Origin of the sequence: Acinetobacter sp. YH01003 (assembly GCF_013420525.1) — a bacterium.
In the GTDB taxonomy this organism is placed as follows: Bacteria; Pseudomonadota; Gammaproteobacteria; order Pseudomonadales; family Moraxellaceae; genus Acinetobacter; species Acinetobacter towneri.
In genome coordinates, this window is sequence record NZ_VOXY01000001.1 from 299,317 (window position 1) to 325,784 (window position 26,468).

25 protein-coding genes are annotated in these 26,468 nt (G+C 41.5%); 13 read left to right on the top strand and 12 right to left on the bottom strand.

What is annotated here, in order from left to right:
• Positions 1 to 25: 25 nt before the first annotated feature.
• Both radA and FTT70_RS01475 read right to left on the bottom strand, forming a co-directional pair.
• The gene (radA, locus tag FTT70_RS01470) at positions 26 to 1,417 is read right to left on the bottom strand and encodes a DNA repair protein RadA (RefSeq protein ID WP_104853204.1); all 1,392 of its coding nucleotides are present in this window, start codon (positions 1,415 to 1,417) and stop codon (positions 26 to 28) included.
• A 149-nt stretch (positions 1,418 to 1,566) separates the two neighbouring features.
• Positions 1,567 to 2,922: a sodium:alanine symporter family protein gene (locus FTT70_RS01475; protein WP_096900947.1), complete on the bottom strand. Its 1,356-nt coding sequence runs from the start codon at positions 2,920 to 2,922 to the stop codon at positions 1,567 to 1,569.
• Between the two features lie 359 nt (positions 2,923 to 3,281).
• On the opposite strand from FTT70_RS01475, the gene FTT70_RS01480 reads away from it, so the two are divergent.
• The 10 genes from FTT70_RS01480 (at position 3,282) to FTT70_RS01525 (ending at position 14,095) form a co-directional block, all read left to right on the top strand.
• Positions 3,282 to 3,521 carry a lipoprotein gene (locus FTT70_RS01480; RefSeq protein WP_004971884.1) on the top strand — a complete coding sequence of 80 codons (240 nt, stop codon included), beginning with the start codon at positions 3,282 to 3,284 and terminating at the stop codon, positions 3,519 to 3,521.
• Between the two features lie 25 nt (positions 3,522 to 3,546).
• Positions 3,547 to 4,791, top strand: coding sequence for a diaminopimelate decarboxylase (gene lysA, locus FTT70_RS01485; protein WP_180168202.1), 1,245 nt, complete (start codon positions 3,547 to 3,549; stop codon positions 4,789 to 4,791).
• Between the two features lie 12 nt (positions 4,792 to 4,803).
• Positions 4,804 to 5,649 carry a diaminopimelate epimerase gene (gene dapF, locus FTT70_RS01490; protein ID WP_168460183.1) on the top strand — a complete coding sequence of 282 codons (846 nt, stop codon included), beginning with the start codon at positions 4,804 to 4,806 and terminating at the stop codon, positions 5,647 to 5,649.
• A 131-nt stretch (positions 5,650 to 5,780) separates the two neighbouring features.
• Complete coding sequence (locus tag FTT70_RS01495) at positions 5,781 to 6,407, top strand: alpha/beta fold hydrolase (protein ID WP_180168203.1); 627 nt, start codon at positions 5,781 to 5,783, stop codon at positions 6,405 to 6,407.
• Entirely contained in the window at positions 6,407 to 7,321 is a 915-nt protein-coding gene (gene xerA, locus FTT70_RS01500; RefSeq protein WP_180168204.1) for a site-specific tyrosine recombinase/integron integrase, read from the top strand. The genes FTT70_RS01495 and xerA overlap by 1 nt, the downstream gene beginning before the upstream one ends.
• Positions 7,322 to 7,603: 282 nt before the next feature.
• Positions 7,604 to 7,975 carry a hypothetical protein gene (locus FTT70_RS01505; RefSeq protein ID WP_096901040.1) on the top strand — a complete coding sequence of 124 codons (372 nt, stop codon included), beginning with the start codon at positions 7,604 to 7,606 and terminating at the stop codon, positions 7,973 to 7,975.
• A gap of 546 nt (positions 7,976 to 8,521) precedes the next feature.
• On the top strand, positions 8,522 to 9,271 hold the full coding sequence (locus tag FTT70_RS01510) for an electron transfer flavoprotein subunit beta/FixA family protein (protein ID WP_096901145.1): 750 nt from the start codon (positions 8,522 to 8,524) through the stop codon (positions 9,269 to 9,271).
• A gap of 18 nt (positions 9,272 to 9,289) precedes the next feature.
• Positions 9,290 to 10,222 (top strand): electron transfer flavoprotein subunit alpha/FixB family protein, encoded by a 933-nt coding sequence (locus FTT70_RS01515; RefSeq protein ID WP_131261593.1) that lies wholly within the window; start codon positions 9,290 to 9,292, stop codon positions 10,220 to 10,222.
• Positions 10,223 to 10,625: 403 nt separating this feature from the next.
• On the top strand, positions 10,626 to 13,601 hold the full coding sequence (gene gyrA / locus FTT70_RS01520) for a DNA gyrase subunit A (RefSeq protein ID WP_180168205.1): 2,976 nt from the start codon (positions 10,626 to 10,628) through the stop codon (positions 13,599 to 13,601).
• Positions 13,602 to 13,669: 68 nt separating this feature from the next.
• Positions 13,670 to 14,095, top strand: a complete 426-nt coding sequence (locus FTT70_RS01525; RefSeq protein ID WP_096901142.1) for a DUF3887 domain-containing protein — start codon at positions 13,670 to 13,672, stop codon at positions 14,093 to 14,095.
• Positions 14,096 to 14,122: 27 nt separating this feature from the next.
• Here the strand turns inward: FTT70_RS01525 and FTT70_RS01530 are convergent, their stop codons facing one another.
• The 7 genes from FTT70_RS01530 to FTT70_RS01565 all read right to left on the bottom strand — a co-directional run bounded on the left by FTT70_RS01530 (position 14,123) and on the right by FTT70_RS01565 (position 21,188).
• Positions 14,123 to 15,223: an ABC transporter permease gene (locus FTT70_RS01530; RefSeq protein WP_096901141.1), complete on the bottom strand. Its 1,101-nt coding sequence runs from the start codon at positions 15,221 to 15,223 to the stop codon at positions 14,123 to 14,125.
• Complete coding sequence (locus tag FTT70_RS01535) at positions 15,220 to 16,350, bottom strand: ABC transporter permease (RefSeq protein ID WP_004971855.1); 1,131 nt, start codon at positions 16,348 to 16,350, stop codon at positions 15,220 to 15,222. The genes FTT70_RS01530 and FTT70_RS01535 overlap by 4 nt, the downstream gene beginning before the upstream one ends.
• The gene (locus tag FTT70_RS01540; RefSeq protein WP_131261183.1) at positions 16,350 to 17,480 is read right to left on the bottom strand and encodes an HlyD family secretion protein; all 1,131 of its coding nucleotides are present in this window, start codon (positions 17,478 to 17,480) and stop codon (positions 16,350 to 16,352) included. The genes FTT70_RS01535 and FTT70_RS01540 overlap by 1 nt, the downstream gene beginning before the upstream one ends.
• Positions 17,481 to 17,491: 11 nt before the next feature.
• A complete protein-coding gene (locus tag FTT70_RS01545; protein ID WP_004971852.1) occupies positions 17,492 to 18,973 on the bottom strand; it encodes a TolC family protein in 1,482 nt (493 codons plus the stop codon).
• Between the two features lie 398 nt (positions 18,974 to 19,371).
• A protein-coding gene (locus tag FTT70_RS01555) for an IS5 family transposase (protein WP_180168206.1) occupies positions 19,372 to 20,185 on the bottom strand; the annotation gives its coding sequence in 2 pieces (ribosomal slippage) (positions 19,372 to 19,797 and positions 19,799 to 20,185; 813 coding nt in all).
• Entirely contained in the window at positions 20,175 to 20,489 is a 315-nt protein-coding gene (locus tag FTT70_RS01560) for a hypothetical protein (protein WP_035310653.1), read from the bottom strand. The genes FTT70_RS01555 and FTT70_RS01560 overlap by 11 nt, the downstream gene beginning before the upstream one ends.
• A 255-nt stretch (positions 20,490 to 20,744) precedes the next feature.
• Positions 20,745 to 21,188 (bottom strand): hypothetical protein, encoded by a 444-nt coding sequence (locus FTT70_RS01565; protein WP_131261181.1) that lies wholly within the window; start codon positions 21,186 to 21,188, stop codon positions 20,745 to 20,747.
• Positions 21,189 to 21,443: 255 nt separating this feature from the next.
• On the opposite strand from FTT70_RS01565, the gene serC reads away from it, so the two are divergent.
• Complete coding sequence (serC, locus tag FTT70_RS01570) at positions 21,444 to 22,523, top strand: 3-phosphoserine/phosphohydroxythreonine transaminase (RefSeq protein WP_004971842.1); 1,080 nt, start codon at positions 21,444 to 21,446, stop codon at positions 22,521 to 22,523.
• A gap of 95 nt (positions 22,524 to 22,618) precedes the next feature.
• Here serC and FTT70_RS01575 read toward each other — a convergent pair whose 3' ends face one another.
• Positions 22,619 to 22,759: a hypothetical protein gene (locus FTT70_RS01575; protein ID WP_004971840.1), complete on the bottom strand. Its 141-nt coding sequence runs from the start codon at positions 22,757 to 22,759 to the stop codon at positions 22,619 to 22,621.
• A 489-nt stretch (positions 22,760 to 23,248) separates the two neighbouring features.
• Positions 23,249 to 24,181, bottom strand: a complete 933-nt coding sequence (locus FTT70_RS01580) for a hypothetical protein (protein ID WP_019837949.1) — start codon at positions 24,179 to 24,181, stop codon at positions 23,249 to 23,251.
• A gap of 239 nt (positions 24,182 to 24,420) precedes the next feature.
• On the opposite strand from FTT70_RS01580, the gene FTT70_RS01585 reads away from it, so the two are divergent.
• Positions 24,421 to 24,888, top strand: a complete 468-nt coding sequence (locus FTT70_RS01585; protein WP_004971836.1) for a YaiI/YqxD family protein — start codon at positions 24,421 to 24,423, stop codon at positions 24,886 to 24,888.
• A gap of 12 nt (positions 24,889 to 24,900) precedes the next feature.
• A complete protein-coding gene (locus FTT70_RS01590) occupies positions 24,901 to 25,812 on the top strand; it encodes a DMT family transporter (RefSeq protein ID WP_104853213.1) in 912 nt (303 codons plus the stop codon).
• A 76-nt stretch (positions 25,813 to 25,888) separates the two neighbouring features.
• Here FTT70_RS01590 and FTT70_RS01595 read toward each other — a convergent pair whose 3' ends face one another.
• Positions 25,889 to 26,452 carry a PilZ domain-containing protein gene (locus tag FTT70_RS01595; RefSeq protein WP_004971830.1) on the bottom strand — a complete coding sequence of 188 codons (564 nt, stop codon included), beginning with the start codon at positions 26,450 to 26,452 and terminating at the stop codon, positions 25,889 to 25,891.
• Positions 26,453 to 26,468: the final 16 nt, after the last annotated feature.

The following is a 26,468-nucleotide window of genomic DNA, read 5'->3' on the forward strand; positions in this document are numbered from 1 at the left end:
AACTGAAAAAATATCATCCAAGGATTTAACCTAAGTTTTCACTTAAATTCATGGCTTCAGTTAAGGCTTCATGCAAACGCGCCACCGCAATAATTTGCACACCTGCAATGGCTTTTTGTGGGGCATTGCCACGCGGCACAATAATATATTTAAATCCGTGTTTAATAGCTTCTTTTAAGCGTTCCTGACCATTTGGTACTGGGCGGATTTCACCCGATAAACCGACCTCACCAAATACTGCCAATTGTTGTGGCAGGGCTTTGCCACGCAAGCTAGAAGCACAGGCAAGTAGTACAGCAAGGTCTGAACCTGTTTCAGTAATTTTTAAGCCGCCGACCACATTCACATACACATCTTGCCCTGAAGTTTGTACGCCGCCATGCCGATGCATCACCGCCAATAGCATATTCAGACGGTTTTGTTCCAGACCTAAAGCCACACGTCTAGGCTGACCATGTGCATCATCCACCAAAGCTTGTACTTCAACTAAAAGTGGTCGCGTTCCTTCGCGGCTAATCATGACAATAGAACCTGGAATTGCCTCATCATAACGGCTCAAAAATATCGCAGATGGATTGGCAACCTCGCGTAAGCCTTTATCGGTCATGCCAAAAACGCCCAGTTCATTCACTGCACCGAAACGGTTTTTGACTGCTCGAATCATACGGTAGCGTGAGTCTGACTGTCCTTCAAAATACAAGACGCAATCGACCATGTGTTCAAGGACGCGCGGCCCCGCTAAAGCCCCTTCTTTGGTCACATGACCGACAATAAACAGCGCAGTACCACTATTTTTAGCAAAACGAGTCAGCAAGGCAGCTGATTCACGAATTTGTGAAACACCACCTGGAGCAGACTGCAACGTTTCGGTATATAAAGTTTGAATCGAGTCCAGAATGGCTACCGCAGGGCGTTCATGCGCCAAAACTTCACAAATCCGTTCGACACAGGTTTCTGCCATGACTTTCAGTTGATCGGTGGGTAAGTCTAAGCGTTGAGCGCGTAACGCCACTTGCGAAAGAGATTCCTCACCTGTGATATATAAAGCGGTGTTATTGGCAGCCGCCATGTGAGTCGCAGTTTGTAGCAAAATGGTCGATTTCCCGATACCAGGATCTCCACCAATCAGTACCACAGAGCCCGTAACCAAACCGCCACCCAAAACACGGTCAAATTCCCCAATGCCTGTTGTTAAACGGGTTTCGTGCGATACAGACACTTTATTAAGCGTGGTAATGGCGGCCGCTTGTCCTGCATAGCCACCGCCCATTTTAGGTTGGGCACGATGCGTCACCGCAGGGGCAATACTGACCTCATGAAGTGAGTTCCATTCCCCACATTCTGAACATTGACCTGCCCATTTAGGATGATCTGCACCACATTGTTCACAGCGATAGACACTTTTTACTTTTGCCATAACCCAGTCATTGCATCAATTAAAAACTGACTACAGCATACAGAGGAATGTTCGCGAAATGAATGTTATCTGGATTTTTCATGGAAAATCATACAACCACGTGGGTGATTGTATGATTTGAACGGAATAATTCAATGAATTGGGCTTATTTAATACAACTCGCCAGATTTGCGCTTCGCAATAAAGTCTTTGGATTCTTTGGCAATCACACCAGACAGTAACAACAAGGCAATTAAGTTTGGTACAGCCATTAAACCATTAAAGGTATCGGCAAATAACCAGACTAAATCTAGGGTGGCGATGGTGCCAATGAACACTGAAGCAATATAAATTAAGCGGTAAATCAACACGTATTTTTCGCCGAATAAATAAGTACAGCATTTTTCACCATAATAGCTCCAACCGAGAATGGTGGAATAGGCGAAGAAGATGATCCCGAAAGTGACGACCCAACCACCAAAGCCTGGCAATAACTGGTCAAAAACCTGTGTGGTGAGTACAGCACCTGTTGCACCACCAAAGCTATTACCTGCCATAATGAAGCCCATTACCAAAACAATCCCCGTGATGCTACAGACAATAATGGTATCAATGAAGGTACCTGTCATAGACACTAAACCTTGACGCGCAGGGTGGTCGGTTTTTGCAGCCGCAGCAGCAATTGGGGCAGAACCCATCCCTGCTTCGTTGGAGAATACGCCACGTGCAACCCCGTAACGAATTACTGCACCAATTGCACCGCCCGCAACTGCTTCACCAGTAAAGGCATCACGGAAAATTAGCTCAAATGCAGGCACGACAAGGTGTAAATTATTCAGGATAATAATTAAACCGCCTGTAACATACAGAATGGCCATAATCGGAACAATCACCGAAGATGCTTTGGAAATCGAGCTAATTCCGCCCAAAATCACCAATGCAGAAAATACGGTAATTACCACGCCAGTAATCCAAGTTTCTACACCTAAGCTATTTTCAACTGCTAAAGCTACGGTGTTGGATTGTACTGAACTACCAATTCCAAACGAGGCGACTGTGCCAAAAAAGGCAAAGATAATCGCGAGCCATTTCCATTTTAGTCCGCGTTCAATGTAGTACATTGGGCCGCCTGACATTTGCCCTTTTTCGTTTTTAATACGGTATTTAACCGCCAAAACACCTTCACCATATTTGGTCGCCATACCAAACAGGGCAGTCATCCACATCCAAAACACTGCACCCGGGCCACCGAGGACGCAAGCCGTTGCAACACCTGCAATATTTCCCGTACCAATGGTGGCAGAGAGTGCAGTCATCAGTGATGCGAAATGTGAAATATCGCCCGGTTCTTTTTGCGCTTTGTCGTGTTTGCAAAAGACTTGTTTAAAAGCCAGTGGCAGCATGCGGAATTGCCAGAACAATAAGCGGAAGGTGAGGAAGACGCCCGTTCCCACAATGAGAACCAGCATGTATGGACCCCAGACCCAACCGCTTAGGGTTTCCATCATCGATTGTAAATTTTGCATAAATTTCTTCTTATAAACGCAGTGTATAAATGCTTAGTTTGTGACTGTAGTTGAACAGTTGTAAAAATTAAGCAAGTGATATGCCAGTCTTTAAAACTTCCTGTTAAAAGAACTTGGTTTTAAGCACGTTATATTTTTTGCATAGTTTTTAGATTTTGACAATTGATGCCTTGAAATAAAATTGACTTTATCTGTGTCAGAAGTCGCAATTTTTCAGACCTGATAAGGTCAATCTATGCCAGCAGAATAGTAAGTAAGCTAGAATTTTTACTAAGCTCAATATAATCTCTCTGCATTAGCACTTTGGTCGCGGCAGTGATCGCGTTATACTTCATCGAAAATATTTTATAGGTGGTCAGATGCGTACCGTCATTTGCTGCATGAGTGTTTTGCTTACAACAGTGGTTTTGGTCGGTTGTGGTCAGTCAGGTACATTACAGTTACCCAATGACCCAAATTACGACAAACGCGCAAAATATTTGTTATATCCAGATGCTGCGCCTAAACGTGCAACGCAATCGGCAACATCGTCAGACACAGCCGTACCTGTGCAACAGCAGTTTGCTGCACCTGCTGCATCTACATCGACTACACCTTAACGCTTTCTAGATAAAGGATACATTCATGAGTTTTACCCGCATTCAAGGGGTTTTGCACGCCGAGCAATGTTCGCTACAACAACTCGCACAGCAATTTGGCACACCACTCTATGTTTATTCAAAAGCGACTTTTGAAAAGCATTATTTAGATATGGATCGTGCTTTCCACTTTATCGATCATCAAATTTGTTTTGCGGTAAAGTCAAACTCGAATCTTGCGGTATTGAATGTATTGGCTAAGTTGGGTGCAGGTTTTGATATTGTGACAGGCGGTGAATTGGCGCGTGTTCTCAAAGCAGGTGGTGATGCATCGAAAATTGTTTTTTCAGGTTTAGGTAAAACTGAAGCCGATATTCAAAAAGCGTTGGACGTTGGGATTGCCTGCTTTAACGTAGAATCACATGCAGAATTAGACCGTATTCAAAAAGTTGCGGCAAGCATGAATGTCAAAGCGCCAATTTCATTAAGGGTTAACCCAGATGTGGATGCCAAAACCCATCCTTATATTTCGACAGGTTTAAAAGAAAATAAATTCGGGATTCCTTCAGATTCTGTGTACAGCACCTATGAATATGCTGCGTCTTTGCCAAACTTGGATATTGTCGGCATAGATTGTCATATCGGTTCACAATTGACCGAAACACAACCCTTTGTAGATGCTTTGGATCGTGTCATTGTGATGATTGATACCCTAAAAGAAATGGGTATTCAACTGAAACACATTGATATTGGCGGTGGTTTGGGTGTGACCTATAAAGATGAAACACCACCAAGCGTTGAAGAGTATGCCAATGCTTTGCGCCCAGCTTTAGAAAAGTTAGGCCTTAAAGTATATATGGAGCCAGGCCGTAGTATTTCTGCCAATGCGGGTGTATTGCTGACTAAGGTTGATTTATTAAAACCGACCACACATCGTAATTTTGCAATTATTGATGCAGCAATGAATGACTTAATCCGCCCTGCATTGTATGAAGCGTGGATGGATATTCAGCCAGTGACGCCACGTACCGATGTTGAAAGCAAAGCATGGGATGTGGTGGGTGCAATCTGTGAAACAGGAGATTTCTTGGGTAAAGACCGTGAATTGGCGATTGCTGAAAATGACATTTTGGCCGTGATGGGTGCGGGTGCATACGGTTTTGTGATGAGCTCTAACTACAACACTCGTGGTCGTGCGGCCGAAGTGATGGTCGATGCAGATCAGGCACACTTAATCCGTGAACGTGAAAGCATTGAATCTTTGTGGGAAAGAGAGCGTTTATTGCCATAAGGGGAATTCGAGATGTTATTAGAATTTACCAAAATGCATGGTTTAGGCAATGATTTCATGGTGGTTGATCTCATCAGTCAGCGGGCGTATTTGGATGCACTGACGATTCAGCGCCTTGCAGACCGCCACTTTGGCATTGGTTTTGATCAATTGCTGATTGTGGAACCGCCTGATTTGCCGAATGTGGATTTTAAATATCGCATTTTCAATGCCGATGGCTCTGAGGTGGAGCAGTGTGGCAATGGTGTGCGTTGTTTTGCACGTTTTGTGCATGAACGTCAGTTGACCACCAAGACCAAAATCAAGGTGCAGACCAAAGCGGGTATTGTAGAACCTGAACTTGGTCAAAATGGTTGGGTGCGGGTGAATATGGGCTATCCTAAATTCTTACCGCAAGAGATTCCTTTTATTGCCGATAAACCAGATAATTTATATGACATCGCTTTAAAAGAGGGTGCTGCTTTGACCATTGATGTGGTGAATATGGGCAACCCGCATGCTGTGACCATTGTGCCTGATGTTCTGACTGCAGATGTTGCAGGGATAGGCCCTCAAGTGGAATCACACGAGCGTTTCCCACAGCGTGTTAATGCAGGCTTTATGCAAATTATTGACGAAAAACATGCACGTTTGCGTGTTTTTGAGCGTGGCGTAGGGGAAACTTTGGCTTGTGGCACAGGTGCCTGTGCTGCAGCAGTGTCAGGTATGCGTCGTGGCTTATTGGCCAATTCAGTTGAAATTGAACTGGCTGGTGGCAAGTTGCAAATTGAATGGCGTGAGGGAGATGTGGTGTGGATGACAGGCCCAACCGCAAACGTCTACCATGGCCGTTTAGATTTAAGTTATTTTCAAGGTTGATGACGTACTCGAATAAGCATGCGTCATAAATCTGCCGAAAAGCACTATTTTATAATAGTGCTTTTTTTGTATCTTGCAGTACTGTTCGGGTATGCTGTATTAAAAGTTATTCTAAAAATTTACAACGCTATATGCCGCAATTGATCTTTTTACCAGGCGCTTCAGGCAATACCGCATTTTTTCATCCTCTAATTGAAAAACTGCCTCAGTCAAATGCAAACATTGTGGCTTATCCAGAATTTGGACATCAGCCTGCACATCCATTTGTACATGATTTTGATAGTCTACAGACTTATGTGCTGGATCAGATTCCAGCTGATAGCGTTTTAATTGCACAGTCGATGGGCGGTATTTTTGCTGTCGCTGCAGCCTTACAATATCCAAAAAAAATTAAAGGACTGGTATTGGCTGCGACATCAGGTGGCATAGATTTGAGTAGTTTTCAGCTTGAAGATTGGCGACAGGCTTATCAAAATCAATATTTGAATTATCCAGACTGGTTTGTGGGAGCAAAGGCCAATTACACGGCTGAACTGTGTAAGATTCAAATTCCAGTCTTATTGTTGTGGGGTGATCAAGACCTTATTAGTCCAATCGCGGTAGGTGAGTTTTTGCAGCAACAACTCCCACAAGCTGAGCTAAAAATTGTTCAAGGCGGTGATCATTTGTTTATAGAAGAACACGCAGATCAGGCGGCCAAATATATCTCTGCTTATTTATCTCAGTTGGATTTAGGCGCTCAATTGGAGCCTAAGTAATGTACGATCCGCAGCAATTACTCAGTATGTGGCTCAAAGAGCGAGAAATACAGCAGCAGTCGCCGCATACTTTAAAAGCCTATGCACGTGATTTAACCGATTTTTTTTCATTTTGCGAGCAGCAAGGGCTCAGCTTGCAGGATGTTGAAGCTTCCGATTTAAGACATTATTTGGCGCAAAAAGTAGAACAGCAGCAGCTGAATGGCAGTAGCTTGCAACGTATGTTGTCAGCAATTCGTCAGTTTATGAAATGGGCCGAGCAAGGGCAGTATTTACAATTTAATCCAATTGATAATTTTCAGCTAAAACGTCAGCCACGACCTTTGCCGGGTTTGATTGATATTGAAACGATTCATCAAATTTTGGATCAGCCTGAACCTGAAACTGAAGTACAACAACAAATGTGGCGACGCGATAAAGCGATTTTAGAATTGCTCTATTCGAGTGGTTTGCGCCTAGCAGAGGTACAAAGTTTACGTATCCGCGATTTAGATTTTAACCGTCAATTGCTGCGCATTACGGGTAAAGGCAATAAAACCCGTATAGTGCCTTTTGGTCGCAAAGCCAAAGATGCGGTGATGCAATGGCTGCAGATTTACCCTTTATGGCAGGGCGATTTTGTACCCGATGCAGCATTGTTTATTACTCAAAAAGGTGAACCTTTAAAAGCACGCCAAATTGAAAATCGGGTGAAGTTTCAGGCGCAGCGTGCGGGCGTTAATGTCGATTTGCATCCGCACTTATTGCGACATTGTTTTGCAAGTCACATGCTGTCGAATAGTGGGGATATACGTGCAGTCCAAGAAATGCTTGGGCATAGCAATTTAAGCACCACGCAAATTTATACCCATGTCGATTTTGATCAGTTAGCGCGAGTTTATGATCAGGCACATCCACGTGCGAGTAAAAAGTAAAGCTTTACCTAAAGTCGGCATTATTTTTGCAAGTTAAAATATAGCTATTTCATACTGCAAATATTTTTCTCACAGTCAGTTGTAAAGCCTTTGTGCTGTACTTAATACTTTAAGTAAAAGCGCTTTCACCAAGATGTCATTGCAACTATTGTAGAATAATAAAAAAGTGCGTTATGCAGTATAAAGAAGCAGAAAGAGTGGGTCACACGAATAATAGACATGGATGACATTATTTTTTGTTCCACTGCATAACACTTTGGATATCAAATGATAGGCAAAACCATGATTTCGAATCTTCAAGAAAAATATGAACAATTAAGCCCAAGCCAAAAAGAAATTTTTGCAGGTTATGGCTTGCGTCAAGTGAAACATTTTGTCGAAATAAGCTTGCCGATGATCGAGCAAGAACTACCTGCCGATTGTTTGGTGCAGGGTATTAATGCTGAAGGTAAAATGCAGGCGATTCATCCGCAAACGCAACAAAGCTATTTATGGATTTCAGATCAGCAGTGGCAAGCACGCCCAAATGCAAGCAGTAAAATAGATGTAAAAGAAGATTTTATTGCAGTTTGGGAAATTTTTAATTTACAGGCCTATGAATTGATAGATTTAAGTCATATCCACCGTGACTTTTTAGAAACTCAGCAAGTTTAAGCTGAGTTTTTTTATGTCCTTTATCTGGGAGGTGGCGTGGTGAAAGCGCATAAATATCCATCAAAATAAAACAGATTGTTTATTTCATACCCAATAAACTGCTGAATACAGTTTTGTGAACCAGCAGTCACATTTTAAAAGAGCATTTATATCTGAAAAAATACTGCAAAAAATAAAGTTTTCTATCTTTAATGACAGTCAGATTATGGGGTTTTATGTAAGGAACTTTGCTTAAATTGTAGGCGGAACTCAATTTGAATTGCATTTCAATCAATCTTGTTGATGAGGGAAATAAATAAAAAACATAATATAAATCAAAGCTTAAAATTGCTTATATAATCGTCGCTTGGTTTGTTAATTTTTAGAAATAAAAAAGTATGAACGCATCGTTCAGTTAATTTTCGGCATTTTTAGCCTTGTTTAGACAATTCTGACTTGACCGAAATGCCGATCACATAGCAAGATAGGACACCTAAAAAATTTAAAGCGAAGAGTTATTATTAACTTTTCTCAATATTTACTTTTGCTAAAACAGCCGAGGATTACATGAAGGCTCTTGTTGCTGTAAAACGTGTGGTAGATGCCAACGTTAAAGTTCGCGTTAAGCCGGATAATAGTGGAGTTGACCTAACTAACGTTAAGATGTCAATTAACCCATTCTGTGAAATCGCAGTGGAAGAAGCGGTTCGTTTAAAAGAAAAAGGAACTGTTTCAGAAATCGTAGTGGTATCCATTGGTCCTAAAGAAGCGCAGGAACAAATTCGTTCTGCAATGGCGCTTGGTGCAGACCGTGGTATTTTGGTTGAAACAGCCGATGAGATTGGTGCACTTGAAGTGGCTAAAATCTTAAAAGGTGTTGTTGAACAAGAACAACCACAACTTATTTTATTGGGTAAGCAAGCTATTGATGACGACTCTAACCAAGTTGGTCAAATGCTAGGCGCTTTACTTGGTGCAGGTCAGGGTACTTTTGCTTCAGAAGTAAAAGTAGATGGCGACAAAGTTCAGGTAACACGTGAAATTGACGGTGGTTTACAAACTGTTGAGCTTGCACTTCCTGCAATCATCACCACTGACTTACGTTTGAATGAGCCACGTTATGCGGCACTTCCAAACATCATGAAAGCACGTAAAAAACCGCTAGACACCAAATCTCCTGCAGATTATGGCGTTGCAACAGGTACTAAGCTGAAAACTGTAAAAGTTGAAGCACCTGCTGAGCGTAAAGCGGGCGTACAAGTGAAATCTGTAGATGAGCTTGTAGAAAAATTGAAAAACGAAGCGAAAGTGATCTAATACAGAAGGATAAAAATCATGAGTATTTTAGTTATCGCTGAGCACGACAATAAAGCACTAAATGGTGCAACATTAAACGTTGTTGCTGCAGCTCAAAAAATCGGTGGTGATATCACTGTATTGGTTGCGGGTTCTGGTGCACAAGCAGTTGCAGACCAAGCAGCTAAAGTTGCAGGCGTAAGCAAAGTATTACTTGCTGACGATGCGGCTTATGCAAACCAATTGGCTGAAAACGTAGCAAAACTTGTTGCAGAATTAGGCAAAGGTTATAGCCATATCCTTGCTGCCTCTACAACAACAGGTAAAAACATTTTACCGCGTGCGGCTGCACTTCTTGACGTTAGCATGATCACAGACATCGTCGCTGTAGATTCTGCAAAGACATTCAAACGTCCAATTTATGCAGGTAACGCAATTGCGACTGTAGAATCTTCAGAAGCGATTGTGGTGGGTACTGTACGTGGTACAGCATTTGACCCTGTTGCTGCAGAAGGTGGTTCAGCAGCAGTTGAAGCTGCTGCTTCACAAGGTGATGCGGGTATTTCTAAGTTCGTATCTGAAGAAATTGTGAAATCAGAGCGTCCAGAGTTAACAGCAGCGCGTATTGTGGTTTCAGGTGGTCGTGGTGTAGGTTCTGGTGAGAACTATCACAAAGTGCTTGATCCATTAGCGGATAAACTTGGTGCAGCACAAGGTGCTTCACGTGCAGCAGTAGATGCTGGCTTCGTACCAAACGACATGCAAGTAGGTCAAACAGGTAAAATTGTTGCACCTGATTTGTACATCGCTGTGGGTATCTCTGGTGCGATTCAGCACTTGGCAGGTATGAAAGACTCTAAAGTGATTGTTGCAATCAACAAAGACGAAGAAGCACCAATTAATGCAGTAGCAGACTACTGGTTAGTGGGTGATTTGAACACTGTTGTTCCAGAGTTAGTATCTAAAATCTAATTACTGAACACAGTCAAAAACGCCTCTATGTGAATAGCATAGGGGCGTTTTTTATTGTCTTTTTTAATTTAGATGCAGTGATTGGTTTTAAGTACATTATGTGAACTTAGCGTATATGTGGGTACATATCGAGCAAGTATATGTTGAAGATATTTTGACGTGACTCTTAAAAATATGACGCACTTTTGTTTCTTGGGTGTGAATATTTTTTTGCCTAAAAAATCACCGTTAAATTTAAGTAAATTAACAAGATTAAGATCATCTCTGAAGCACAAAAACACAGGCGTATATGCTATAATTTTTCGCTAGTTTTTATTTTTAGCCTGCATTTCAGGCTAATCATTTGCAAGTTTTACGACATATAAAATGCAAGCAAAATTTGTTTGCAGAATAAGGAGTATGCATGAGCGTATCGGAAATTAGACCGATTGCCATTGAGGATGAACTCAAGCACTCGTATTTAGACTATGCGATGAGCGTGATTGTGTCACGTGCGCTGCCAGATGTACGAGATGGTCTAAAACCTGTGCATCGTCGTGTGCTATTCGCAATGCACGAATTGGGCAATGACTACAACAAAGCTTACAAAAAGTCTGCCCGTGTAGTCGGTGACGTCATCGGTAAATATCACCCTCACGGTGATTTTGCAGTTTACGAAACAATTGTTCGTATGGCGCAAGATTTCAGTTTGCGTTATCAATTGGTCGATGGTCAGGGTAACTTCGGTTCGATTGATGGCGATAGTGCCGCAGCCATGCGTTATACCGAAGTCCGTATGCGCAAACTTACTCATGAACTGTTGGCCGATTTAGAAAAGGACACTGTCGATTGGGAAGATAACTACGACGGCTCTGAGCGTATTCCTCAAGTGATGCCTACTCGTATTCCAAACCTATTGGTCAATGGTGCTGCAGGTATTGCTGTAGGTATGGCGACCAATATGGCACCGCACAACATGACTGAAGTGGTGCATGCATGTTTGGCTTATGCAGACAACCCAAATATTTCAATTGAAGGGTTGATGGAACATATCACAGGTCCAGACTTCCCTACAGGCGGTATTATTTACGGTAAATCAGGCATTGTTGATGCTTACCGTACAGGTAAAGGCCGTTTGCATATTCGTGGTAAGTACCATTTTGAAGAAGATCAAAAATCTGGTCGTACCACCATCGTCTTTACTGAAATCCCTTATCAGGTCAACAAAGCCAAAACCATTGAGCGTATTGCTGAACTGGTGAAAGAGAAGAAACTCGAAGGTATTTCAGAATTACGTGATGAGTCTGATAAAGAAGGGATGCGTATTGCAATTGATCTGAAGCGTGGTGAAAATGCTGAAGTGATTGTGAATAACCTGTTCTTAAATACGCAGTTAGAAAACTCATTCAGCATCAACATGGTCTGCCTAGACAATGGTCAGCCAAAATTGATGAACCTGAAAGATATTATTGCGGCATTTGTTCGTCACCGCCAAGAAGTAGTGACCCGCCGTACCATGTTCGAGTTGCGTAAAGCGCGTGAACGTGGACACATCTTAGAAGGCTTAACCGTTGCGTTGGCCAATATTGATGCCATCATCGAAACGATTAAATCTTCTGCCAACCCAGCCGAAGCGCGTGAGCGTTTACAGGCAGGCGAGTGGGCAGCAGGTGGTGTAGTTGCGTTATTGGAAAAAGCAGGTTCAGTTTCTGTACGTCCAGATGAAATTGAAGGCGAAGACCCTAACCGCCCGTTTGGTTTAGAGGGTCAGGTCTATCGTTTATCACCTGCGCAAGTGACCGCAATTTTAGAATTACGTTTGCATCGTTTAACAGGTCTAGAACAAGACAAATTACATGCAGAATATTCTGAAATTTTGGCACAAATTGCTGAATTAACTGCAATTCTAAATGATTTTAATTTGCTAATGGGCGTGATTCGTGAAGAGTTGGCGCAAGTTTTACAACAATATGGCGATGCACGTCGTACTGAAATTGTAGAATCTCGCATTGATTTCTCGCGTGAAGATTTAATCCCAGAAGAACAAGTGGTACTGACAGTATCACAAACAGGTTATGCAAAAACTCAACCATTGTCAGATTACGCAGCGCAGCGTCGTGGTGGTCGTGGTAAATCTGCAACGTCGATGAAAGAAGATGATTATGTGCAGCATTTAATCGTGACATCTAACCATGCAACGGTGCTGTGCTTTACCGATGTGGGTAAAGTTTACCGTCTGAAAGTGTTTGAAGTGCCACAGGCATCGCGTGGTGCGAAAGGTCGTCCAATGGTGAACTTATTGCCATTAGATGCCAATGAAACCATCACCGCGATTTTACCTGTCATTGATGCACCGAAGAAATTTACCGAGCGTTTGGCAGACTTCCGTAGCTATGTAAAAGCCAATGCTACACATATACAAACCAACGCAATCATTGCTGCACATTATGCAGAATTAGAAGCTGCCTTTGCTGAATTAGCAGATGGTGATGATTTATCTGATGCATTGCGTGTGCAATTGAAACAATTGGGTGTAGAGCTTTCTGCAACCGATTTAGACGATGAGATCATTGCAGAATTTGCATCACAAGCAGAAGCCTTGCGTAAAAACTTTTATGTCTTTATGGCAACGGCATCAGGTACAGTGAAACGTGTTGAATTGGAACAATTCAGTAACGTACGTTCGAATGGTTTACGTGCCATTGAATTGAATGAAGAAGACACTTTAATTGGTGTTGCAATTACCGATGGCGAACAGCAAATTATGTTGTTCTCCAATGAAGGTAAAGCGATTCGTTTTGCTGAAACCGATGTACGTTCAATGGGTCGTGCGGCCAAAGGCGTACGTGGTATGCGTGTCAGCTTCGGTTCAGCACAAGTTGAAGATGTAGAAGATGTAGAAGTCGATGGCGATGATGAAGACAGTTCAGATTCAGCACTCATCAGCCGTATCGTATCGCTAGTCGTAGTACCAGAAACAGGCGAAGTTTTGTGTGCTTCGGCGAATGGTTATGGTAAGCGTACACCTGTAGACGACTTCCCAACCAAAAAACGTGGTGGTAAAGGTGTGATTGCCATTAAGACCTCTGAACGTAATGGTGAATTGGTCGGTGCAGTTGCTATTGATGAAAGCAAAGAACTGATGCTGATTTCTGATGGCGGTACATTAGTGCGTACTCGCGCTTCTGAAGTGGCGCAAACAGGTCGTAATGCACAAGGTGTACGTTTAATCCGCTTGGGTGAAAACGAAACACTGGTGGGTGTAGAAGCGATTGAAGCTGTTGAAGAAGACGAGTTTGTTGAAGCGATTGAAGGTGCAGAATCTTTAGTGGCTGAAACGGATGCAGTTGCTGAAACTGAGCAAGTGGAAAAAGACGGTGAAAATTCAGTAGAAGAATAAGTTTTTTACTGATAAAAAGGGCGCTTCGGCGTCCTTTTTTATAAACGTTGACTGCATAAGGGTAAGCGATGAAAACCAAATTAATGTTGTTGGCAGCAGCGGTTGCATTGAGTGGCTGTAATTCAATGGACAATATTCCAGATCCGAGTCCTGAACAGGAAAAGGCGGCACAGCTAGCCTATGAGGATTTGCGTGATGGGAAGTATGACGAGTTTTTGGATCAGTTAGAGCCGCAGTTGCAAACCCAGTTTAAGGACAATGAAAAGCTGATGAAACGCTTTTCACGTTCAATTCCTCAAGGTGAATACAAGTCTAAGACTTTAATGACCAAAGAGATTGAAGAAGCAACCAATCAGCTTGGGCAATATAAGGTCAGCTATGAAATTGCCTATCCGGAAAATCTGGTTCAGTATGATGTTAGTTTTGACAAGCCGAATGGTAGCAACAAGATTCGTAATTTCAATATTCAAGTCTTTGGCGAATCGGGTAAATAAGTGGAATAGGAGCATTGCTATAATGCTCTATCTGCTTTGATGACCAGAAATTAAACGTCGATAAGCCAAAAAAAAGCACAAGCTACCGATCATTCCAAGATAGAGCAATTTAGGCAAGATCAGTGTTGTAGGCACACCCATCTGATTGAGTTGAATAAACATCTGCACAATTTGGGTAGAGGGCAGGATTTCGCCAACGACTTGCATCCAGGTGGGCATGGCAGCATGCGGCCAGGCCGCACCAGATAAAAAGAACAGTGGAATAGAAGTGAATACAATGACATGCCCCGCACGTTCCGGCAGATCCAGAAAACTAGCAAATAAGCAGGTCATGCCAATTATCGTGTAGATAAAAACCGCAACAGCCAGCAGCATCCCGAGCAGGTTGCCACCGCGCGGATAATCAAATAGCCAGAAGCTAAAGCCGAATAAATAGAAACATCCCAGACAACCAATGGTGAAGACCGCTAAACACATCCCAATCAATGCATTTGTGTTTAATTCTATTTTTCTTTCCCGATATACCAAAATCAGCATACTCAAACCCAAAAGAATGGTTTGGTGGATAATTAAAGGTGCAACCGCAGGAAAGACATAGCTGCCATAGCCGGACAGCGGATTAAATAAAGGAATTTGATGCACAGAAAGGGCAGGTGAAAAATCCGAGACCTTGCCAAAGCGTTCAGTATAATCTGCCAAAGTTTGCTCAACTGATGTGGCTAAGCCCAGACCAATTTGTTTGGTTACTAAAAAGTTGGCTGTACTTAAATACAGGCCAATGCCACCTGTTTCACCATGCCTTAAGCTTTGCGATAAATTGTCCGGCAGAAGTAAAATACCATCGGCTTTTTGTGATTCCACCCATTGTTTGGCCTCGGAAAAATTGCCGGTAATCGCCTCAATCTCCACATTGGGGCTTTGTGCCACTTGACCAATAATACGGGTGCTTAAGTTACTTTGTTCTTCATCGACAATAATAATCGGTAAGGCTTCAGCCTGCTGTGCCTGATAAGCGGTTGGATAAAAAAAGCTGTAAAACAAGACGGATAGAATAAGCGTGGTAAAGATCGTGCCGTGACTGACAATATCCTTAAAGCTTTGCAGATAGTAAAACCAGAGGGATTTCATTGGACTGCTCCTTTAACTATTTTTTTAAGAAACAGATAAGCCAGCAGAGCGTAAACTAGGGCATAGATCAGCAGCATGAATCCAGCTTGCAGTGAAATATGCAATGGACTACCAATCACCCATTGTTCAGTTTGTAATTTGGCATAGGGCGTAAACGGAATAATATTGGACCAGAACTGGGTGAATAGGGGCGCATTATTTAAAGGTAAAGTCACACCGGCAAAACTTAAAGATGAACCACCATAGACCGCAATGATGCCAAAAGATTTACTTAAATCTTTGGTTGCCAGAACCACTGCACTGCTTAAAAATGCATAAGCGCTATATAGCAGAAATTGTGCCGATAGAATCAGAGCGAGCGAGCCGGCAACAAACCAGCCGCGAATTTCAATCAGCCAGAACATCCAGATCCAGGTCCATAGACTAAAAATAGCCACATAGATCAGGTTCTTAGACAGCAATGCCATCCAGATGGATGAGTTGCTAATCCAGCTTGTTAAGGTCTGCCGCTTCAGTTCCTGACCGACGGAAAATGCCACACAACAACACAGCAGTAAATGCAGAATTGCCGGAATGACATAGGGTTCCAGATAGAATTCATAATTCAGCTGCGGATTATACAGCGGAGATATTTTAATATGCGGTGACGGTGCTTCGAGAGAGGGGAGTCGGTTGCCCAGATATTGCTGTCCGCTAAATTCAGCGAGTGCTTGTAGGGTACTGACCAGCATGGCCGAGGAAATGGTATTTCCAATACTGAAATAACTCTGGTTAAAAGCAATACTGATGTCAGCATCCTGGGCACGAACCAGACGTTGCTCGGCACCGCTTGGAATATGGATATAACCCCAAATTTTATTTTGATTTAACAGGCGCTCAATTTCAGCTGTTTGTTCCGACACCGTAGCAATTTTAAGAGTATGATTCAGCGCCACATGTTGATAAATGCTTTGACTCAGCGCACTCTGGTCTTGATCAATAATCGCAATCGGTAAATGATCCGATTTCCCTTGAGCAAACATGCTGCTGAATAAAATAATCACCAGTGCAGGTGCCAGCGTGACCAGACACAGATCCCATTTTTCGCTGAGCAGATAGCGCAGTTCGCGCCATATACCCGTCCACATTATCGGGTCTCTTTCAGTTTAAATAACACGCTCATCCCGACTTTCAGTTCAGAAATCGCTGGTGTGGGTACAAGATGCAGCTTAAAACTGCGCACATCATAACCGCCGGTTTGACGTGTGGTCTTAATGGTGGCAAATTCACCTTCAGCACTGATCTGTCTAATTTGAAAAGTGGCGGTTTTATCTAGGGCGGGAATATAACCTTTAATACTGCTCATTTTCTGAAATGGGGCATATTGGTCTTCACGAATATTCAGGCTCACCCACATTTGATCTTCAATCAGGCTGACCACAGGGACTGCGGTGGCTACCAGCTCCGAGACTTTGCCATAGGTTTTAGACACCGTTCCGTTTACAGGTGCTACTAATTGGGTTTCTGCTTCTAAAGCATTGGCTTCATCCAGCGCAGCCTGGGCAATATCTACTTGTGCATCGGCAGAACTCTTTTGCTGCGAGGTGCTGCCACGTTTGGCACGTGCGTATTGCTGATACGCTGCTTCTGTCATTTGCGCCGCTGATTGACTGGCTGCATACAATTCATCACGGCGCTGGCGTGAAATCACACCTTCCTTCAATAAATTTGCACCACGCTCATAAGAAACTTTGGCTAAATTTTGCTGTGCTTTCAGCGATTGCCAGTTGGCATACAGACTGGCGATATTTTCTTCCTGCGAGCCACGTTCAGCAGTCGATTGTAAGGCCAGCGCAGATTGTAAAGCCGCTGCGGCTTGCTGTTTTTTGGCCTGAATTTCCGGGCTGTTTAAGCGCACCAGTACATCGCCTTTTTTGACCCGCTGACCTTCTTCTACATAGATTTCTTCAATACGGCTTGGCACTTTGGTCGCCACCTGAACTGTTTCAGCTTCTACACGACCCTGCAATTCAAGCGGAGCCGGTTGGTAGCTTTTCCACAATCCAAAAGCGATGACTGCCAGCAGAACTGGAATCAGGGCGAGCAATAAATATTTTTTCTTTTTAGCGATTTCAGGAGCTTGTTGTTGCTCGGTCGAAGTCGTCGCGTTGTTTTCTATTTCAGTTTTTGTTTCTACCTGTTGCGCAGGCGATTTTTCTGTATCGCTGGATGAAGCCACTTCATTCACAGGATCATTGGGTTTTTGATCTTCGTTCATGTTCGGCTCCATTAGCGAATATAGTGGGTGTTGGCATGTTGAATGTAGGTTGGAAATTCTGCAATCGAGCCATGGCTTTGTAATAGTGTGGCCAGTGACATCACATATTTGTAAGCATTCAAGGCAGTTTCAGCTCGTAGTCCGCTCAGCATATTTTGTGCATCGATGACCTGTGTGGCGGTGCCCGTATCTTCTTTAAAAGACAATTCTTGGATGCGTAAATTTTCCTGTGCGGCTTTCAAGTTTTGTGCCAGAAGTACATCACTTTGCTGTGCACTAAGTGCTTCGCTATAAGATTTATAAATCAGATTTTCAATTTCCTGCTGGGTGCGTGCAGTAAGCAGTTCTGTTGCAGAGCGTTTGAGTTCGGCAGCCTGAATATTCTTGTTTTTATCGATCCCGGAAAACAGGTTATAGCGTGCGGCAACCCCGACAATCCAGTTTTCATTTTGATCCAGACTATATTCGCCAAAAGCAAATACATTTGGTTTTTTCGCTGCTTGCTGGGCTTTCACATTGGCTTGGGCCAATTGGGTATCCAGCTGCATTTTTTGAATCAGCGCAGAGTTCTGACTAAAAGTTTTTAGCAGATGATTTAAGGCCTGTGGCTCGGTTTTATTGACAAATAAAGGCGTCGAAAGCTCAGTGATGCTACTTTCCTGAAGCAGATTATTCAGCTGGAACAGCGCAGCATTCAAATTGGCCTGCGTATTTTGCTGGCTGCGCTCGGCATTATTACGTGCCACTTCAAATTGCATACGCTGGCCTTTACTGATAAAACCTTGCTGTTCCATTTTTAAGGCATTGCGATAATGCTGCTGCATGGCATTCAGATTAAACAGCGCAGCTGCATGCAATTGCTTTTGGAGCTGCACATTAAAATAACTTTGAATCAGTTCAAAACGCTGCGTATCTTGCTGCTGTTTGTTGCTGAGCTGACTACGACCGACCTGAATATTGGCAATTTCTTTGGCACTACGGGTGAGGCCTCCAGTATATATTGGCATAATCACGGAAACAGTGGGGCGAATCACCTGATCCTCAAGGATGACATTAGACGTATCCGGAATCAGACCAACTCCGCTATGAATAGTATTGTTAAGTCCATCACGCAGTGGATCGGTAATACCTGCAGGTAGATCCACGCCATTACTGGCCTCCCACTCATTAAGCCGGCCATTCACGCCTTGAGAGAGTGAATTCTCCAGATTATTTTTAAATTGCTTTAATGGAATATCGACTTCACTGTGAAAGGCATAGGCACGAACATTCAGGTCGACACGTGGCAGACCTACGCCTTTTACTGCTTCAGCTTCAAGTTTTGAAGCCTGTTCCAGACTTTGATAGGCTTGGCTGCTATAAGAATTTTGCAACAACTGACGTTCAGCATCCTGAAAGCTGATGCTCTGTGCATGAGCAAAGCTGCCATACATCATAGATGCAAGCAGATTTAAACCCCAGACAAGCTGTCTTTTATTTTTCTTTAAGTTCATAAAGTCGCTAAACTGATATAAAGCCGGTAATGTTATCCCGCTAGTATAAATCAAAGGTTCGCAGATAGAACTAGTGTAAAGTTATAGTATTGTTTCTTGTACATTTGTCTATAAAAAGCACGCTTATGCGTCCTCTAATCTTCTTTTTTTACCTTTTCTTTTTAAATAGCGTTTTTTAGCTACTTTTTCTCTATATTCTTTTAAAAGTCTTGGATTTTTTGCGATTAATTCATCCATATTGCTTTTTCCCCCCTCGAAATTCAGGATGTTGCTCTCGCATTTTTTTTACATTCACTCTTTTCTCGCCAGATTTTAAAGAATAAATAAAGCTTGCTGAAGCATCTCTACGTAAAACTTCTTCTTTAAATAAAGGGGTGGCAATAGATCTCTTGCGAAAGTTAATTTAAGAGCATCCAATTCACCATTCCAGCAATTAAATTCATTCTTAGACCAAATCGTTTCCGTCTATTTCTATGGCGTTCTGTTAATATCCGAAAATGTTTAAGTTTGCCGTTGATATGTTCAATTGTGATCCTACGCCGACTGATTTCTTGGTTGATCTGTTTTGCTATTTGGGGTAATGATAAATTGTTAGGTTTCTTGATTGGAATGAGTAACTTACTCTTAATCTGATGAAATCCTTTATAGGCTAAATCTGCCATGATATAAGGATAAATAATCATCTCCTTCAAATGCTTACGCGCAATGTTCAGATCGTGTTTTCTGCCATCTTCAATCTGTATACTTATAATTTGCTTTAATTGGGGGTTAAAAATGACCTGTGTTTTTAGCGTATGTTTCTTCTTTTCACCACTATAGAATTTTCTTTGTTTTTTTGGGACGCTCAATCTGTGACTCAGTAACATCAACGATTACATAATCCCCCTCATTAAACTTTTGATTCCTTTTCGGCAATGCGAAAATCCGTGATTGAATCAGAGCATTTTCAACTTTCTGAATCGTACGATTCACATTACTTTCAGCTAGGTTATAGTCGGCGGATAACTCAATTTGAGTTCTATAACAGCGTAAGTAATTTAAAGTTAACAACAATTGATCCTCTAAACACAACGAATGAGGTCTTCCAGATTTTTTCTTGGCAAGTTCAGCATGTTGTAACACTGATACCATTTTTAAGAATAATGGACGAGGAACTCCAACAAGTCGTTTAAATTCTTCATCATTAAATCTTGTTAAATTTTCATATTTCATGAGATGAGTATAAACAATTTTTTACTTTCGCAAGAGGTCTAATATTAGTGAAAAAATAATTAGTTTTATAGCTAATCATAGATTCCAAGATATTTTGAGGTAACAAAATTACAGGTCCAACAACTTTATTAGGCCCCCAAGGAGCGTGAGGAAGTGAAAATTTTGATTTTTTCCATTCGTTATCGATTGCACAAAAGAAATGAATAGCCTCTTTTGTTTCAGTCGTTTCTATACCTAATTTTTCACATTGTTCTAATGTATATTCTGCAAAATGTTTAAAGCAAATATTAGGGTTTGTTGACAATTCGTCTATGTTTGCGGCATGAGAGATATATCTCGCAAGTTTTTTTAGCTGCTATAAGGCATGGGACAGGAAATTTAGTCATTTTAAATGACTGGCACATAACGCAATAGCAGCAAAAAATATGCTCGCCCTGAAAGGCTGTGGCTAAAACTTTCTCAGATTGCGTTATGAAACTTAGCAATAATCTCGCTATTCCTTGCGTTTCATGCCTGATCTGCTCAGTTTTAGCCTACAGCGCAAGCCATTTATGAAATGTCAACAGACCCTAGTCGTTATATCTGAAATAGTGTCCAGACCTATACCATCTGCAACTAATATTAATTCTTCAAGATCTTCTAATAAGCCTGTCTGAGCTGCCTGAGAAGACTTTAAGCATGTGAGTATATATTCAACTTTAATATCGTGTGATCCTTTGCCATTTACTCCTTCTTTAGTTGCACCAATGCCAGTATATTTGGGCTCAGGAAAATGGGAGCATAATTTTCTTGCTTTAATTTCATCTTTTTCTTTAAGAGCTTCCATTAAACATTTCATAAAATTTTGCTGAGTAGTCAGAGCAGACTTGGAATGTATGTTCTCACAACGAGTTAAATAATAACTATCAATGTATAAGCGAGTATCTGTTTCCAGATTAGGGTCAAAGAAGTCAACTTCAAGTAAATTTTTATCTACCTTAAAGTGATTGAGGAATGTTGTCATTGTTTATTTCTCCTTTAATATTTATTTAAAATATCATTTAATTAGGAGTAGTGGGTGGTTTTTTTGATCAATTTGCGACAGATATTGTCGCACACATTTCAACCTCTTTTTTTGATTTAGTAAATTTATCCCTCGAATCTACATTGATTTTTTGACTCTATCTTGGCTCATAGATTGAAATAATTTTGTGCAAGACCCTGCCAGATATGGTTAAATGCCATCATTTTATTGTGTTTCACTCTGAAAGGAAAAATCATGCGCGCGTACAACTTCTGTGCTGGTCCTGCAGCATTACCGACTGCCGTACTTGAAAAAGCTCAAGCTGAAATGCTTGACTGGCATGGCAAAGGTCTTTCGATCATGGAAATGAGCCACCGTAGTGCCGACTATGTTGCCATGGCTGAAAAAGCGGAAGCAGACCTGCGCAAACTCATGAATATTCCTGAGAACTACAAAGTATTGTTCTTGCAGGGTGGTGCATCGCTACAATTCTCTGCGATTCCATTGAATTTGTTGGGTAAAAACAACAAGGCAGATTATATCCACACGGGTATTTGGTCTGAAAAAGCCTTAAAAGAAGCGCAGCGCTATGGCGATATTCATGTCGTTGAAGCGGGTATTCAGATTGAAGGTAAGCATGCCATTAGCGAACAAAGCCAATGGAACTTATCTGCCGATGCTGCCTATGTGCATTATGCAGATAACGAAACAATTGGTGGTTTGCAGTTTGCCAATATTCCAGAAACAGACAAACCGTTGGTATGTGATTTCTCATCAAGCATTTTATCTGCACCTTTAGATGTATCTAAATTTGGTCTGATTTATGCAGGTGCGCAAAAAAATATTGGCCCAGCAGGCTTAACCATTGTGATTGTACGTGAAGATTTGCTTGATCAAGCCAAGCCTGAAATTCCAAGCATTTTGAAATATTCAGCACAGGCAAAAAATGATTCCATGGTGAATACACCTGCAACTTATGCATGGTATTTGTCTGGTTTAGTGTTTGAGTGGTTATTGCAAAACGGTGGTGTAGATGCGATTCATCAAGCTAACCTAGAAAAAGCGAAATTATTATACGGTTATATCGATTCAAGCGATTTCTACGCGAATCCAATTTATAGCGCAAACCGTTCAATTATGAACGTTCCGTTTACTTTGGCTGATGCCGCACTGGAAAAACAATTCTTGCAAGAAGCTGAAGAAAACCGTTTGTTGAACTTGGCAGGTCACCGTTCTGTAGGTGGTATGCGCGCAAGTATTTATAATGCAGTGCCATTAGATGGCGTACAAGCTTTGGTTAACTTTATGGATGACTTTGCAAAACGTCACGGTTAATTGATAGTAGTAAAAAGCAAAAACCCAGCTGAATTAGCTGGGTTTTTTTTATAGAAATAGGTGAAAAGTCATAGAGGCTTGTTGATAAGTGAAACTCAGAACACAAAATAGTGTAAGCCGTAGGCGGAGAGCAGCATGCCTAATGCAAAAAATAGGCAAGACATCGGGTCGAGCTGATAGCGTTGCTCAAGTTGATGTTCTACATGCTGTAAGTTTTCTTCTTGCACGATTTTCATAGATATTATTTTCCGATGATCTATTTATCGTTAAATATTTAAATACGGCTATATTTTTAGCATAAAAAATTGATTAAATAAAGTACTAATTTTATTTTAAATATAATATCTGCCAATAATGAATTAATTCTGTGTTGATTTTTAAAATCCGCACCACTCAAGGCTTTCAGATTATCTACGGTGCTTGGTGCAGATGTTTGGGTTTTAAAATAACTTATCCACATATACGATTTAAAATATGGCTGATTTTGAATTTATAATAAATTTAAAGCTGTGGATAACTGCGTTTTTTTGAATTTAAAATGCTTAAATAAGCATCAATATATTCATACTATCAATAGCACGCTTTTAACAATCAAAAATTGATTATAAGCCATCAGTGAAATAAGTATTGAAAGTTCCTTCTCCCTGAGGAGAAGGCGAGGATGGGGGGATGATGAATATGAATTTATTATTTAGACAGCTACTTTGAGGTTTATTTTTAATAAACTACTGTTTTATATTGTGAATATTGGCTTGAATCCAAATATTGCCACGAATGTATTGTCCAATTTCAAAGTTTTGGTGCGCAGGATTTTTAGTTGCAAGACGAATTAAAATCGCAGGCTGATTTTCATCATGAATTAGAGTGACATCATAAACAGTATAGGCTTGATTCATGAATTCAAAACTGGTTTTACCAACAACATTGCCCTGAAACCAAGCTTCATCTTCCTGACCGATATTTTCGCCATATAAATATGCGACCATTTTAGAAAAATCCACCGTTACAGGTGCTTTGTCATCTTCGGACTTAGGTTGCCATGCGTCAATTTGTTCTTGCAGATTGGCAGGTGCAACACCATCATTGGCTGCTAAAATATCATTCAGCGCACGATGGTGTTTAATTGACGCAGGATCATCGACCACCAATTGTTCGCCTTCAGCAACAGCTTCAAGTTCATACGCCCATGCGTTTAAATGCACCCAGTAGGTTTGATCTTTTTGGTATTGTTGATGGTTGACGCTGTATAAACTGTCAAAAGCATAGACAATACTGTTGTTGCCTAAATTGAGTCGAAGCACCGCTTGAGTGTTAGATTTGCAGCTAATGATACGTTCAATTTTAGCTTCAACTTTGTAAGGACTTTCAAAGCAAGGGAAAGCCGTTTTTACAGCTTGTGGTTTGTTATTTTCAACCGCAATCACTTGTGTCAATTGAATTGCCTCTTTGCTTGGGCCTTGAATCAGCCATGTGCTTTGATCCATTTCTGCTTCTTGGCGGCATAAACCCATTGGCATAATTGGTGCATCTAGAGCCAGTCCTAACCATTTTGGAACTTCGGTGCAGGGTTCATCCGTGAGTAAATTCCAATGTTCAACATGGCTGCCGAAGTTCTGATCTTCAATGCGGATGATTTCTGGTCTATTTTGATTGTTCATAAGCACTTTGAGATGTTGGGTTCTTTTCTTTACTCTTAGATCGAGGGTTATTTCGATTTTTCAAGTCTTTGGCTGAAATTTCATGTAATGCCACTGCATTTGTACAGATTGTGGACAGCGATGCAGCAGAAACAAAATCACATCCATCTACACTTTAGCATGCAATTCTGAGCATTTTAAACATACTGCAATGTAATGAGTTTGATACACTAGTCGCATATTATTATCAGGGTTGCACAGTGCTGCCATTTAAACTTTGGGTTGATGCAGATGCATTACCTAAAATTCTAAGAGAAGTCATTTTACGTGCTTCAGATCGTTACCAACTTGAAGTCACTTTTGTTGCCAATCAATCGGTCGGGATTACGCCTTCGGTACGGATTAACTCTATTCAAGTGATGCATGGTGCCGATGCCGCCGATCAGGAAATTGTAGATCGCATGAAGGAACACGACATTGTGATCACGCAGGATATTCCACTAGCGGCACAAGTGATTGAAAAGGGCGGAATAGCGATTCATCCACGTGGTGAAATTTATACTGTTGCCAATGTGAAAGCGCGTCTGCATTTGCGTGATTTTATGGATACTTTGCGTGGTGCAGGCGTACAAACAGGTGGGCCAGCACCTATTTCAGAACGTGATAAACGTGAGTTTTCAAGTAGTCTAGATCAAACCATCCAAAAGCAAAAACGTAAAACTGCTTAATACGAGTCACGCATGCCTTCTAAAACCAATATTATGATGACCTATGCCTTATTGGTTTTCATTTGGGCAACAACGCCTTTGGCAATTGTCTGGAGTGTGTCAGATTTACACATGCTTTGGGCTTTGGTGCTACGTTTTTTCATTGCTTTGCCCTTAGCTATTATTTTATTGCTGCTGTTAAAAGTGAAATTTCCACATCATCTACAAGCGTGGCATAGTTATTTGGCAGGTTCGTTTAGTCTGATCGGTTCACAAATTTTCACCTACATTGCCACCGCTTATTTAAGCTCAGGCATTATCGCCCTGATGTTTGGTCTGACCCCCATCATAGCAGGTTTGATTGGTCGTTTTGTGTTTCAGTTGCATTTGGCACGTATTCAATGGATCGGAATGACAGTGTCCATTTTAGGGCTTGGCATCATCTGCTTTGGCGGCGAAACACAGCATGTGCATCCTCTGGGTATTGTTTTAATGCTGTTTAGTGTATTGACCTACACCATGTCTATTTTCTGGGTGAAAAAAGTTAATGCGCAAGTTGAACCTGTAGCACAGGCAACTGGCTCGATTTTGGTATCAACCATTGCGGCTTTATGTATTGTGCCGTTTATTTGGCAATATGTACCGACTAGTTTGCCGAGTCTTAAATCTATCGCAGCTTTACTTTATACCGTGATCATGGCTTCTTTGATTGCAATGTTCTGTTATTTTAAATTGGTGCAGAATATTCAGGCGACCACCTTATCTTTAACCACCGTCATGACGCCAATGATTGCTTTGTTGATTGGTGCTTTACTCAATCAAGAAGCTTTATCGGTCATGGTATTTGTGGGCGCTTTGGTTTTATTGTCAGGCTTAGTGCTGTATTTTTATCGTGATCTTAAAGCAAGTCGGGCATTGGCTCAGAAAATCAAAACACCATCCTAACGATATGCAAAGATGGCGTTATCCACATGATTTTATATACGCGAACATGCAGAAATGATTTATTTTATTTCTTAGATTATGCTTGTTTTAAAGCAACGGCTTCTGCAAGTTTGACGCGATCTTGAGGGTGTAGAGTAATAAAATACGCCCCAGTACGATATTGTCCATTTTCTTCTTCACGGCTGTAAACCACTTGCGCGGTTGCGGCTATATGGAAAAAGTTTTCAGGATGGCTGAGCGTGACATGAATATAACTGCCCGTGTTTAATTCACGTTCACTATAAAAACTGAAACCACTTTCTGAAAAATTGACCTGTTCAGGGATAGGTAACATGCTTTGTACAATTGCATCGTATAAAGACCCTGTAATAAGGTTTAATTTTTGGTTGAATAAGGATAAGATTCGAGCAATTTGTTGATCTTTTTCAGTTAATTGTTCTAATTCGTAGTTTAATGCATGATCAAATTGATCTAATTCTGCGAGTAGTAGAAAATAACGCGGTAAAACAAAATTAGCATCGTAAGGGTCGTTCAGCGCAACATCGTCAGAAATGATCTGGTAATTGATTCTCAGGGCAGCATCAATTCGTGACATGACACGACGTTCAGACGCGACGCTTTGATGCTGTAAATTTTCCATAATGTATTACCTCGGA